Annotated in this window: 10 protein-coding genes and 2 rRNA genes; 9 read left to right on the forward strand and 3 right to left on the reverse strand. The window is 69.6% G+C overall.

The window, feature by feature from the left end:
- Together C4U44_RS24005 and rrf are read left to right on the forward strand one after the other, a co-directional pair.
- Positions 1-116 (forward strand): 23S ribosomal RNA (locus C4U44_RS24005); the annotation flags it as partial.
- A gap of 56 nt (positions 117-172) precedes the next feature.
- Positions 173-289: ribosomal RNA gene (gene rrf / locus C4U44_RS24010) — 5S ribosomal RNA — on the forward strand.
- A 105-nt stretch (positions 290-394) separates the two neighbouring features.
- On the opposite strand, the gene C4U44_RS24015 is transcribed toward rrf, so the two are convergent.
- Entirely contained in the window at positions 395-1,678 is a 1,284-nt protein-coding gene (locus C4U44_RS24015; RefSeq protein ID WP_103888074.1) for a DUF7544 domain-containing protein, read from the reverse strand.
- A 95-nt stretch (positions 1,679-1,773) separates the two neighbouring features.
- Here C4U44_RS24015 and mtnA point away from each other — a divergent pair, with 95 nt between their 5' ends.
- The 7 genes from mtnA to C4U44_RS24050 all read left to right on the forward strand — a co-directional run bounded on the left by mtnA (position 1,774) and on the right by C4U44_RS24050 (position 10,290).
- Complete coding sequence (mtnA, locus tag C4U44_RS24020) at positions 1,774-2,823, forward strand: S-methyl-5-thioribose-1-phosphate isomerase (RefSeq protein WP_103888075.1); 1,050 nt, start codon at positions 1,774-1,776, stop codon at positions 2,821-2,823.
- 136 nt (positions 2,824-2,959) lie between these two features.
- On the forward strand, positions 2,960-3,649 hold the full coding sequence (gene mtrA, locus C4U44_RS24025) for an MtrAB system response regulator MtrA (protein WP_200823391.1): 690 nt from the start codon (positions 2,960-2,962) through the stop codon (positions 3,647-3,649).
- Between the two features lies 1 nt (position 3,650).
- Positions 3,651-5,621: an MtrAB system histidine kinase MtrB gene (gene mtrB, locus C4U44_RS24030; RefSeq protein WP_103888077.1), complete on the forward strand. Its 1,971-nt coding sequence runs from the start codon at positions 3,651-3,653 to the stop codon at positions 5,619-5,621.
- Positions 5,621-7,471 (forward strand): LpqB family beta-propeller domain-containing protein, encoded by a 1,851-nt coding sequence (locus C4U44_RS24035; protein ID WP_235032310.1) that lies wholly within the window; start codon positions 5,621-5,623, stop codon positions 7,469-7,471. The genes mtrB and C4U44_RS24035 overlap by 1 nt, the downstream gene beginning before the upstream one ends.
- 706 nt (positions 7,472-8,177) lie before the next feature.
- Entirely contained in the window at positions 8,178-8,432 is a 255-nt protein-coding gene (locus tag C4U44_RS43640; RefSeq protein ID WP_407642879.1) for a hypothetical protein, read from the forward strand.
- A 295-nt stretch (positions 8,433-8,727) separates the two neighbouring features.
- Entirely contained in the window at positions 8,728-9,417 is a 690-nt protein-coding gene (gene hpf, locus C4U44_RS24045) for a ribosome hibernation-promoting factor, HPF/YfiA family (protein ID WP_103888079.1), read from the forward strand.
- Positions 9,418-9,552: 135 nt separating this feature from the next.
- Complete coding sequence (locus C4U44_RS24050) at positions 9,553-10,290, forward strand: response regulator (protein ID WP_103888080.1); 738 nt, start codon at positions 9,553-9,555, stop codon at positions 10,288-10,290.
- On the opposite strand, the gene C4U44_RS24055 is transcribed toward C4U44_RS24050, so the two are convergent.
- On the reverse strand, positions 10,287-11,462 hold the full coding sequence (locus C4U44_RS24055; protein WP_200823378.1) for a winged helix-turn-helix domain-containing protein: 1,176 nt from the start codon (positions 11,460-11,462) through the stop codon (positions 10,287-10,289). The two genes, C4U44_RS24050 and C4U44_RS24055, sit on opposite strands and share 4 nt — an antisense overlap.
- Positions 11,463-11,579: 117 nt before the next feature.
- Positions 11,580-12,167, reverse strand: a complete 588-nt coding sequence (locus tag C4U44_RS24060) for a GNAT family N-acetyltransferase (protein ID WP_103888082.1) — start codon at positions 12,165-12,167, stop codon at positions 11,580-11,582.
- Between the last annotated feature and the right edge of the window lie 133 nt (positions 12,168-12,300).

Raw genomic sequence — 12,300 nt, forward strand, 5'->3', positions numbered from 1 at the left:
CTCCCACCCACTTGATGGGGTAAGGCTCCCAGTAGACGACTGGGTTGATAGGCCGGATGTGGAAGCCTCGTGAGGGGTGGAGCTGACCGGTACTAATAGGCCGAGGGCTTGTCCATATTTGTTCGCGTCCACTGTGTAGTTCTGAAGCAACCAGCGTGTTGTTTCGTAGTGTTTCGGTGGTCATAGCGTTAGGGAAACGCCCGGTTACATTCCGAACCCGGAAGCTAAGCCTTTCAGCGCCGATGGTACTGCAGGGGGGACCCTGTGGGAGAGTAGGACACCGCCGAACAATTCTTGAGCCCCGGCTCCCGATTCCGATCGGGGGCCGGGGCTTTTTTGCGTTCTCCCACTTTCGTGGCCGGCCGTTTGTCCTCGGCCGTTTGTCCTGCGGCCCTCAGTTCTTCGCGGCGGCCTGCGTCAGTTCGATGTCGAGGGACTCACGGCGGATGCGCTGGTCAACGTACAGCAGCGTCACCGTTCCCGCGCTGATCGGCAGCGTGAAAGTGGAGGCTACGACCGCCCCGATGCCGCTGACGACGAGGAAGGTCCAGCTGGGATTGCTGTCGGAGCTGTAGAACGAGGCGAATGAGTCGTTCGTAAACGCCGCTGATACCAACGTGAACGGCAGCTCGATGATGGCCGAGGCGATGTACGTGAGGACGGCGGTCAGCAACTCGACACCCAGCACCCGCCACCAAGCACCGCGAACGAGCTTGGCAGAACGCTTCATCGCGCCCACGATGCTCTGGTCCTCGAGCATCAGGGCCGGCGGCGACAGACTCAGCAGGATCCACAGCCAGACCATCACGACCAGCCCGGCACAGGCACCGAGCACGGCAAGTGCGGCACCACCGCCGGTTGAGCCGGCCGCGGCGACGAGGATGCCCGGCACTATGGCGACGGCGAGCACAGCAACGTAGAGGAAGACGAGAAGGAACGACAGACCGATGAGGCGCCCCATGCGGGGACGCGCTTCGCGCCATGCCTCACCGACGTTCACCGACCGTCCGAGCACCGCACGGCTGGTGACCATGGTGAGCATCGCTGTGGCGGCGAGTACCCCCAGTGCGGCGACCACGATGGTGACTCCGAGGCCGGCATAGGCATCCCGCAGGGCATGCAGGACGTCGTGGGCGCTCGGATGGCTGTCGTTCTCGATCTTCTTGATGCTGCTGTCGTCCGTGAACAGCCCCTGGACGGCGACGGCGATGGCTTGGGTGACAACTCCCACGGCGAAGGTCACGCCGACGATGGCCCGCCAGTGGAGGCGCAGCGTGGCGATGGAGCCGTCGAGGATCTCGCCGACGTTGAGCGGGCGGAGTGGAATGACGCCCGGCTTGGGGGCTGCCGGCCGACTCCAAGGGCCCTGCTGCTGCCAGCCGTTGAGGGTGGGTGGCCCACCCCAGCGCGGCCCGCCCTGTTCCGGGGGCTTCGGAGCCTGGACGCCCGGCGGCGGCGTCCAACGGGCCCAGCCGTTGGCGTTGGGCGGCGGTTGGCGGTGGGACCAGCCAGGGCGAGCGGCTTGCGCGGGCACCGTGTTCTCCGCCGGTGCGGGAGACTCGAAGTTCTGGCCCACTGTGGGCTCTTCGTGAGTCGCCGATGTGTCGGGGCCGGTGCCGTCGTCCGGCTCGGGAGAGTCGGAGGGTCCGGGCGTCGTCCAGCCCGGAGTGTTGGTCATCGGAGGCTGCCCCTCTTCGTGTTGCTCGGCTGCTTCAAGCCGCCATCGTGCCATGGGCTGCCGCGAACAGGGCTTGGCAGGGCAGACTGAGCGATATGGGTGATCACTTCATGCGACCTGAGAACGGCTTCATCCCCGCATTGCGATGGGAGGAGCCGCTCGAGGGGCCAGTGCTGGTACTGCTCGATCAGACCCGGCTTCCGCAGGAGGAGATCGAACTGGTCTGTACCGACGTGCAGGTACTGGTGGCGGCGATCTCCTCGCTCGCCGTGCGGGGCGCGCCTGTGCTCGGCCTGGCGGGCGCCTACGGGGTGGCACTGGCGGCAGCACGCGGTTACGACGTCGAGGAGGCCGCGGAGCTCCTTGCCCGGGCCCGTCCGACGGCCGTGAACCTCGGCTACGGCGTGCGGCGGGCACTGGCCGCGTACCGTGCGGCGGAGCCGGAGAGCGCGGCTGAGGCAGCCCTCGCGGAGGCGCGGGCGCTGCACGCCGAGGACGCCGCCGCGAGCGATGCGATGGCGGGGCACGGCCAGCGGCTGCTGGAGGAACTGGTGCCGGGCGGTGGCTATCGCGTGCTGACCCACTGCAACACCGGTGCTTTGGTGTCGGGTGGTCAGGGCACGGCGCTCGGCGTGGTGTTGGCGGCTCATCGGGCGGGTGAGCTGCGGCGGTTGTGGGTTGACGAGACGCGGCCGCTGCTCCAAGGGGCGCGGCTGACGGCGTACGAGGCGGCGCGGGCGGGGATGCCGTACACGCTGCTTGCCGACAGCGCCGCGGGTTCGCTGTTCACGGCGGGTGAGGTCGACGCGGTGATGGTGGGCGCGGACCGGATCGCGGCGGACGGTGCCACGGCCAACAAGGTGGGCACCTATCCGCTGGCGGTGCTGGCGCGCTATCACCACGTGCCGTTCATCGTGGTGGCGCCGAGGACCACAGTCGATCTTGCGACGCCGGACGGTGCGTCGATCGAGGTCGAGCAGCGGGCGGGCAGCGAGGTCACCGATCTCGCACCGTCACCGCTGGGCACCCAGGCGTACAATCCGGCCTTCGACGTGACGCCGCCGGAGCTGATCACTGCGATCGTGACGGAGAACGGGGTGGTCTCGCCGGTGACTGCGGAGACGCTGGCAGCCGTGTGCCGGTAAGGTCGCCGGGCGGTCATGGCACGAAGTTGTCCACAGGCTGTCACAGGGGGACGGCGCAACTACGCACAACCATGGACAATGGTTGCGTAGCGTGACCTCGATCACCAAAGGTCACCGGTATCGATATGCAAATGGGATGATGGTCGGTATGAAGGGACGTGTCCTGGTCGTCGACGACGACACCGCGCTGTCAGAGATGCTTGGCATCGTGCTTCGCGGAGAGGGTTTCGAGCCGTCGTTCTGCGCTGACGGCGACAAGGCGCTGGCTGCTTTTCGGGAGGCCAAGCCGGATCTGGTGCTGCTGGATCTGATGCTGCCCGGAAGGGACGGCATCGATGTGTGTCGGCAGATCCGGGCGGAGTCCGGTGTGCCGATCGTGATGCTCACGGCGAAGAGCGACACGGTGGATGTGGTGGTGGGCCTGGAATCCGGGGCCGACGACTACGTCATCAAGCCGTTCAAGCCCAAGGAGCTGGTGGCGCGGGTGCGGGCCCGGCTGCGGCGTGCGGAGGAGCCGACGCCTGAGCAGCTGGCGATCGGCGATCTCGTCATCGATGTCGCCGGGCACTCGGTCAAGCGCGGCGGCCAGCCGATCGCGCTGACGCCGTTGGAGTTCGACCTGCTGGTCGCGCTTGCCCGCAAGCCGTGGCAGGTGTTCACCCGCGAGGTGCTGCTCGAGCAGGTCTGGGGCTACCGCCACGCGGCGGACACCCGCCTGGTCAATGTGCATGTGCAGCGGTTGCGGTCGAAGGTCGAGCAGGACCCCGAGCGTCCGGAGATCGTCGTGACGGTCCGGGGCGTCGGCTACAAGGCAGGACCGGGCTGAGATGTGCGCGTCGTACGAGCGTGAGCGCTTGGAGAGCCGGCTGGCCGATCCGATGCAGGGACTGCTGCCGGTGATCCGCTCGTGCGTGCGCTGGGCACGGCGTCCGCTGCAGCCGGCGACCCGGCTGTGGCGGCGCAACCTTCAGCTCAGGGTGGTCGCCTTCACGCTGCTGATGTCGGTGGGCGTCGTTCTCCTGCTCGGCTTCGTGGTCATCGGCCAGGTGCAGAACGGCCTGCTCGACGCGAAGGAGAAGGCCGCGACGAACCAGGCGACCGGTGGGTTCGCGATCGCCCAGGACATGGCGGACAAGGCCAGCCAGACGCAGGAGTCATCGGGCCCCGGTGGTACCCAGGGGAAGATCGACTCCGGCACGTGGCTGAACAGCCTGGTCGAGCAGTTCGCCAGCGGCGGTAAGGGCGTGTACTGGATCGTCGCGCTCATCCCGGGGCGGAGCGACGACCCGCCGTTCGCCGGGAGCAGCAGCAGTATCAGTGCACGTGGGCCGCGCAGCTCCGGCAGCGTGCTGCCCGAGCAGAGCATCCCGAAGTCGTTGAGCGACGCGGTGGAGAGCCACACCGGCGCGCTCAAGCAGTACACAAGCGTCAAGACCGACGACGGTCACAAGCCTCGACCGGCTTTGGCGGTCGGCAAGCGGCTGACGGACATCAACCGGAACACGTACCAGCTGTACTACCTGTTCCCGTTCGACCAGGAGGAGAAGACCCTCGGGCTGGTCAAGGGCACTCTGGCGACCGCCGGGATATTCGTCGTGGTGCTGCTCGGCGCGATCGCCTGGCTGGTGACACGGCAGGTGGTCACGCCGGTGCGGATGGCGGCCGGGATCGCCGAGCGACTGGCGGCGGGCCGATTGCAGGAGCGCATGCAGGTCACCGGCGAGGACGACATCGCCAGACTCGGCGAGTCCTTCAACAAGATGGCGCAGAACCTCCAGGTCAAGATCCAGCAGCTGGAGGACCTGTCGCGGATGCAGCGCCGCTTCGTCTCCGACGTGTCGCACGAGCTGCGCACGCCGTTGACGACGGTGCGGATGGCCGCCGACGTCATCCACGATGCGCGTACGGACTTCGATCCGGTGACCTCGCGCTCGGCCGAGCTGCTGCAGAACCAGCTGGACCGGTTCGAGTCGCTGCTGTCCGACCTGCTGGAGATCAGCAGGTTCGACGCGGGCGCGGCCGAGCTGGCCGCGGAGCCGATAGACCTGCGGGACGTGGTGCACCTCGTCGTGGATGCCGCCGAGCCGCTTGCCGACCGCAAGGGCTCGCGTGTCGTCATCCGCGGCGATGCACAACCGGTGATCGCGGAGGCCGATGCGCGCCGGGTGGAGCGCGTGCTGCGCAACCTGGTGGTCAACGCGATCGAGCACGGCGAGGGCCGCGACGTGGTGATCCGGCTCGCGACGGCGGACGGCGCGGTCGCGGTCGCGGTACGGGACTACGGCGTCGGTCTGAAGCCTGGTGAGGCGACTCGGGTGTTCAACCGCTTCTGGCGTGCCGATCCGGCGCGTGCGCGTACCACCGGCGGCACCGGCCTCGGCCTGTCCATCGCGGTGGAGGACGCTCGGCTGCACGGCGGGTGGTTGCAGGCGTGGGGCGAGCCGGGCGGAGGTTCGCAGTTCCGGATGACGTTGCCGCGTACGGCGGGCGACAGCCTGCGGGGTTCGCCGATCGCGCTGGAGCCCGACGACTCGCGTCGTAACCGGGGGCTGATCTCCTCGGGCCTGCCGGCCAGGGCGGGAGCGGCCGTGCCGGTGCCCCGCACGGGCGCACCGGGCGCTGCTTCAGGTGACGGTGTGGTGGTTCGGCAGGCCGGTGCGCACGGACCGCAGATACCGTCGATGCCGTTGGGGCCGAAGGCGCAGACCCGGCCGCCGACCGCGGATCCCGCGGCGCTTCCGGGGAGCGGTGCGTGGGTCGTGGAGCGTAGGGACACCATGCGGGAGGACGACGTCTGATGGGTGCGATGGGGGGCGGCCGGGGGCGGTTGCTGCGACGAGGGCTGTTGCCGCTGTGCGCCGCGCTCCTACTGGCGGGCTGCGCCTCGATGCCCAGCAGCGGCGAGGTGCGCAAGGTCAGCGAGGGTCAGCGGGCCGACTCCGACTCACAGGTGCGGGTCTTCGGTATCGCACCGAGCCCGGGTGAGAACGCTTCGGACATCGTCAACGGCTTCCTGGAGGCGACGACCAGCAGCGAGTCGAACTTCGTCACGGCGAAGAAGTACCTGTCGAAGCAGGCGAAGGACCGCTGGAAGCCGAACACGGGGATCACCGTGTTCTCGGGCGAGCTGACCCCTCACGAGGTGAGCGGCATCGGCCGCAAGGCGGGCGAGACCACCACGGTCACGCTGTCGGGGACGAGAGCGGCTGTCGTGGACACCAAACACGCGTACCAGCCGGAGCACGGCGCCTTCAGCACGTACTTCCACCTGGTCAAGGAGAACAACCAGTGGCGGATCGACGGGCTGCCCAACGGCCTGGTGCTGTCCGACTCGGACTTCCAGCGCATATACCACTCGGCGAACATGTACTACTTCGCCAAGCTCGGCCCGGACGAGCATCCGGCCGACGGGGGCACGAAGGAGACGCTGGTCGCCGACCCGGTGTACCTGCGGGTCCAGCCTGATCCGCTGGTGTCGACGGTTTCGGCGCTGCTGGGCGGTCCCACCGACTGGTTGGAGCCGGTCGTCACCACCGCGACTCCCAAGGGGACGCAGCTGGACGAGAAGAGTCCGGACCAGGGGGTGTCGCTCGACGATTCGCAGCAGCTGAAGGTGCGTCTCGACCACCGTGCCGACGGGCTGCACGGCCAACGCTGCACGGACCTGGCCGCTCAGCTCATCGCGACCGTCCAGGCTCAGGCGTCCGCACAACTGGCGTCGGCCGAGGTGGATCACGCGGACGGCTCCACCGCCTGCACCCTCCACGGCTCCGAAGCCCTCAACAACTACGGCCCGGAGAACCTGATCGGCACCAACCCGCAGCCGTACTTCATCGAGGCGGCCGCCCAGCACCGCTTGATGGAGCTGACGGACGACAACGAGAAGGGCGGAACGCCGAAGGCGACACCGGTGACGGGTCCGTTCGGCGCGAGCAAGGCGTATCTGGACTCGGTGGCGGTTCGCAGGGACCAGCAGGTGGCGGCGGGAGTGCGTTCCGACGGCCGCAATCTGGTGGTCGGTTCTCTCGTCACCGGGCAGACCTTCGGCAAGCCGGTGCTCACGAGCAACGTGAAGGACGGGCTGAGCACGCCGAGCTGGGACGGGTTCGACGACCTGTGGGTGGCCGATCGTGACCCGGACTCCCCGAAGCTGATGGTGCTGCCGAAGGGGACCGGTGCGCCCGTCGAGGTGCCGGTGCCCGATCTCGTCGGGCGGATCCAGTCGTTGCGTGTGGCCTCGGACGGGGTGCGGATCGCCCTGGTGGTGAAGGAGGGCAGCGGCACCCGGCTCGAGCTCGGCCGGATCGTCCGGGAGGGCACCGAGCAGCACCCGGAGTTCTCGGTCACCATGCTGCGCACGCTGACGCCCGCGGGAGAGCACATGACGTCCGTGTCGTGGGCCGGGGCCAGCAAGCTTGTAGTCCTCGACACCGAGCCGGGCGGAGCGCAGCAGATCGAGTACATCAGCTCGGACGGCTCGGCCGGGTCCGCACTGCGGGGCTTCAGCGAGGCCGCTTCCGTGGCCTCCTCGGAGAGCCAGACCACGCAGCTGCTCGCGTCGTACAACGGCACCGTCTACGAACTGCCCAACGACGCGAACTGGAAGCAGATCTCCCCGAAGGGCAGCAATCCCGTCTACCCAGGCTGACCTGCGGCGATCGACTTGTCCACAGACACGAACGAGTGACTGGCGGCGCGCTCGGCGAAGCGCGCAGAGTTGAGTCATGCGGGACTGGTGGAGGGAGATCACCGGGCTGGTTCTTCCGGTGGACTGCGCGGGCTGCGGGCGCCTGCGGACGGAGTTGTGCGAGCGGTGTCTGGGGCTGCTGGGCGGAGCGGCCACAGCGCGGCGCGTGCGTCCGTCTCCCGAGCCCGCGGGCCTGCCACCGGTCTACGCGGCGGGGCTGTACGGGGACGAAGTGCGTGCCGTCGTCCTCGCACACAAGGAGCGAGGTGCCCTCGGCCTCGCCCGGCCGCTGGGTGCGGCACTGGCGGGAGCGGTCGTCCGGGCGACCGTTCCCCTCAGCACCGCATCCGGTCCGGCCGCCCCGCACGCGGTCGGCCTCCGCTGGAACCCACCCGGATGGGCCCCAGCGGCAGCCGGAGCCGGCCATGGGTCCCGCTCCGGCCCATGGCGGGCTCACCGCGGCCCTGAGATGCCCCGCACCGCCCTGCGAGGCACTTCCGGACCACAGGTACCGCCCCTTCGGCCGGAGCCCGGCCCGCTGCTGCTGGTGCCCGTGCCCTCTGCGCGCCGGACAGTGGCTCAGCGTGGCCATGACGCCACCGCCCGGATTGCCCGGGCGGCGGCTCGGGAGCTGCGGCGCCGTGGCGTCCCTGCCAGGGCGGCGGGCGTGCTGCGGCAGCGGCGGCCGGTCGCCGACCAGGCGGAGCTGGGAGCGGACGGGAGGCTGGCGAACCTGTCCGGTGCGATGACGACCGCAGCGGGCTCCGCCGGGTTGCTGAGGGTCGGGCCGGTCGTGCTGGTGGACGACCTGATGACCACAGGCGCGTCACTGGCGGTGGCTGCGGGTGCCCTGGCGGCGGCCGGCGGGTGGGTCGCCGGCGCTGCGGTGGTCGCCGGTCCGCACGATCCTCGCATCAACTGATTTGCCCATTACCGCAGGTGATGAGGGTCGGCGTTCACACGAACGGAGGTATGCGTGCGCTGAGGATGCCGAGCAGCACACTCCGGGACTATGTTCGGGGGAGAGGGAAGCGAACACCGTGGGTGTTGATCTTCCCTGTGGGGCAGAAGGAGGTGAAAGCCGCGGCTTCGCGCTATCCGGATGGGCCCGGTGGCGAAGCGGCAGCCAACGCAGCGCCGGCAGGGACTGGCACCCTCGTCGGCCTCATGAAAGGGACTGCCCCTGGTCATGGGGGTGGTCCGGAACGGAGTTCTGCGTGGACATCGTCGTCAAAGGCCACAAGACCGAGGTGCCCGAGAGGTTCCGGAAGCACGTGGCCGAAAAACTGGACAAGATCCAGAAGCTCGACGGCAAGGTGATCAGCCTCGACGTCGAGGTGTCCAAGGAGCTCAATCCCCGCCAGGCGGACCGCAGCGACCGGGTGGAGATCACGCTGAAGTCCCGCGGCCCGGTGGTTCGGGCGGAGGCCGCTGCGGGCGACCCGTACGCAGCGCTGGACGCGGCGGTGACCAAGCTGGAGGCCCGGCTCCGCAAGGCCGCGAGCAAGCGCCACACCCGCCGCGGTGCCGGCCGCACGCCCGCCGCCGAAGTACCGGATCACGTGCCTGGGGCGGCGCGGATCAACGGGGACGGCTCGCTGGTCACCGACCAGGGCGTCGACGGAGTGCGCACCACGAGGATCGGGCCGCTGGAGGTACGTGGTGAGGGCCCGCTCGTGGTCAGGGAGAAGACCCACGCCGCCGCCCCGATGGCGCTCGACCAGGCTCTCTACGAGATGGAGCTGGTCGGGCACGACTTCTACCTGTTCGTCGACAGCGAGACCAAGCAGCCGAGCGTGGTCTACCGGCGGCAGGGATACGACTACGGCGTGATCCATCTCAACGCGGACGAGGCGGGTGTCGAGTCGCCGGCGGGGGCCGGGGACGCGCTGCACCACGGCGCCTGACCGAGCAGGCCGGCGCGAGGGCCCGCCGCAAGAAGGAGTGCCGAAAGGCCCCCGGGTCTCGTCCCGGGGGCGTCGGCACGCCGGGACGTGAAATGCTGGGCCAGTGGTCAACTCTGGTCTGAGGGGGAGGATCTGATGCCGGACTTCGAGCACGGGGCGACCGGCGATGGGGGCCCGGCGCAGTACGGCGAGTCACCCGGCCCGGCCCGTGCGGAGCCGATTCGGGTGCTCGTCGTCGACGACCACGCGTTGTTCAGGCGGGGCTTGGAGATCGTGCTCGCGCAGGAGGAGGACATCCAGGTCATCGGTGAGGCGGGGGACGGCGCCGAGGCGGTGGAGAAGGCCGCCGACCTGCTGCCGGACATCGTGCTGATGGATGTCAGGATGCCTCGCCGGGGTGGGATCGAGGCGTGTACCTCGATCAAGGAGGTCGCCCCCAGCGCGAAGATCATCATGTTGACGATAAGCGACGAGGAAGCCGACCTGTACGAGGCGATCAAGGCCGGCGCGACGGGTTACCTGCTCAAGGAGATCTCCACCGACGAGGTGGCCACCGCGATCCGCGCGGTCGCCGACGGGCAGTCGCAGATCAGCCCGTCGATGGCGTCGAAGCTGCTCACCGAGTTCAAGTCCATGATCCAGCGCACCGATGAGAAGCGGCTGCTGCCGGCGCCCAAGCTCACCGACCGCGAGCTGGAGGTGCTCAAGCTGGTGGCCACCGGCCTGAACAACCGGGACATCGCCAAGCAGTTGTTCATCAGCGAGAACACCGTGAAGAACCACGTGCGCAACATCCTGGAGAAGCTCCAGCTCCACTCCCGGATGGAGGCCGTGGTCTACGCGATGCGGGAGAAGATCCTGGAGATCCGCTAGCCGCGGGCGAGGGCCGCGGCCAGGGGCGCGCTCAGGGAGTCGGGGAGGACGCGTTCGACCCGGGTCTGGGTGCAGCCGACCCAGCCGGCCGCCTCGGTGATGGCCTCGGCCGCGGGCTGCACGGCTTTCGGGCCGTCCAGGGTGACCTGCCGCGCGACCAGCGTGCTCCCTTCCCGGGCGGGGTCGACCCGGCCGACCAGACGGCCGCCGGCCAGCAGGGGCATCGCGAAGTAGCCGTGCACCCGTTTCGGCTTGGGGGTGTACGCCTCGAGCCGGTGGGTGAAACCGAAGATCCGCTCGGTGCGGGGACGGTCCCAGATCAGCGAGTCGAACGGTGACAGCAGCGTGGTGCGGTGCCGTCCGCGGGGCGGCGAGGCGAGGGCGGCCGGGTCGGCCCAGGCGGGTTTGCCCCAACCCTCGACCTCCACCGGGACCAGACCGGTGGAGTCCAGCACGGCGGCGACCTGCTCGCCCTTCAACCGGTGGTAGTCGGCCAGATCCGCGCGGGTGGCGACGCCCATCGCGGCGCCGGCCTGCGTGACCAGGCGGCGCACGCACTCGGTGTCGTCGATGTCGTCGTGCAACAGGGCGTCCGGGACGGCGCGCTCCGCGAGGTCGTAGACGCGCTTCCAGCCACGGCGCTGCACGCAGACCACCTCACCGGTGTCCAGCAGCCACTCCACCGCGATCTTCGTCTCCGACCAGTCCCACCAAGGGCCGCCGTTCTTCGCGCCGCCGAGTTCGGTGGAGGTCAGCGGGCCGTCGATCTTGAGGCGGTCCAGTACGGCCGCGGAGGAGCGCTCGGCGTCCTCCAGGACGTGCCAGCGGTGGCCGCGGGCACGCCGGGCCCGGCGGCGGAAGGCGAAATGCGGCCACTCCTCGATCGGCAGGATGCAGGCAGCATGCGACCAGTACTCGAAGGCATGGCCGTCGGACCAGTAGGCCCTCTCCACGTCGGCGCGACCGACCGCGCCCAGGCGCGCGTACGGGATCAGCTCGTGCGACCTGGCCAGCACCGAGATGGTGTCGAGCTGCACCGCGCCGAGCGACCGCAGCACCCCCCGCGTACCCGCCCGCCGGTCGGGCGCCCCCAGGAAACCCTGCGCCCGGAGGGCGATCCTGCGGGCTTCGTCGGCGGACAGGGCGAGCTCGGGCGACGGCAGGAAAGTCATGCCCGCCACCCTAGGACCGACCACTGACACCCGGCCGCGACCATGTATTCACTCGTTCCGGCGACATGTCCCGGTCTTCCCGCCGCGCCCGCGCCCTTGGGCACCGTGAGTGCGCGGCTACTCCCCGTACGGCAGGTACTGCGCCTGCGTGGGCCGGCCCCAGTCCGAGGGCAGCAGCGACCCGCTCCACGCGTCCCGCCGGGTGCCGGCGTAGACGACCCGCGACCGCACCGTCCCCTCCATGACGAAGCCGAGCTTGAGGGCGACCGCTCGCGAGGCCGCGTTGCCCGCCTCCGCGAACCACTCCAGGCGCTCCACGCCCAGGGCGTCGAAGGCCCAGGTGCACACCGCCTGTGCCGCCTCCACGGTGTAGCCCTTGCCGCGCTGGTGCTTCGCCGTCCAGTAGCCCAGTTCGGCCTGCCGTTGCGGGGCGGCCAGGTGCTGGAGGCGGACCAGGCCCATCGAGCTGACCAGGGCGCCGTCGTCGCGGGTGAAGGCGCCGAAGTTGTACATCGTGTCGTCGCGCCAGCCGTTCGCGCAGACCACGTCTATGAAGTGGTCGGCGTGTTCGCGCGGATACGGAGAGGGCACGGACGTCCAGCGGGCGATCTCCGGGTCCTGGCAGGCGGCGTGCAGAGCGTCGCCGTCACGGGGTTCCAGGGCGCGCAGCACGAGGCGGTCCGTGGTGAGGACGGGTGTTTTCATAGCGGGTGCGCACCTTTCCGGCAGGGGTGCCCGGCACCCCGAATCAGCCGTATTTCGGGCAGCGGCAGGACTGAGGGCGAGTATCGCGGACGTTCACAGCCGGGGGAAAACCGTTTTGCCGCCGCCGGGCCTC

It is taken from the genome of Actinacidiphila yanglinensis (genome assembly GCF_900107965.1).
Classification (GTDB): Bacteria; Actinomycetota; Actinomycetes; order Streptomycetales; family Streptomycetaceae; genus Actinacidiphila; species Actinacidiphila yanglinensis.

Bases quoted from the DNA above. Each gene is read 5' to 3' on its own strand.
- mtnA (WP_103888075.1), top strand. From the start codon at position 1,774: ATGGGTGATCACTTCATGCGACCTGAGAACGGCTTCATCCCCGCATTG.
- C4U44_RS24035 (WP_235032310.1), top strand. From the start codon at position 5,621: ATGGGTGCGATGGGGGGCGGCCGGGGGCGGTTGCTGCGACGAGGGCTG.
- C4U44_RS24055 (WP_200823378.1), bottom strand. From the start codon at position 11,462: ATGACTTTCCTGCCGTCGCCCGAGCTCGCCCTGTCCGCCGACGAAGCC.
- mtrA (WP_200823391.1), top strand. From the start codon at position 2,960: ATGATGGTCGGTATGAAGGGACGTGTCCTGGTCGTCGACGACGACACC.
- mtrB (WP_103888077.1), top strand. From the start codon at position 3,651: ATGTGCGCGTCGTACGAGCGTGAGCGCTTGGAGAGCCGGCTGGCCGAT.
- C4U44_RS24015 (WP_103888074.1), bottom strand. From the start codon at position 1,678: ATGACCAACACTCCGGGCTGGACGACGCCCGGACCCTCCGACTCTCCC.
- C4U44_RS24050 (WP_103888080.1), top strand. From the start codon at position 9,553: ATGCCGGACTTCGAGCACGGGGCGACCGGCGATGGGGGCCCGGCGCAG.
- C4U44_RS24060 (WP_103888082.1), bottom strand. From the start codon at position 12,167: ATGAAAACACCCGTCCTCACCACGGACCGCCTCGTGCTGCGCGCCCTG.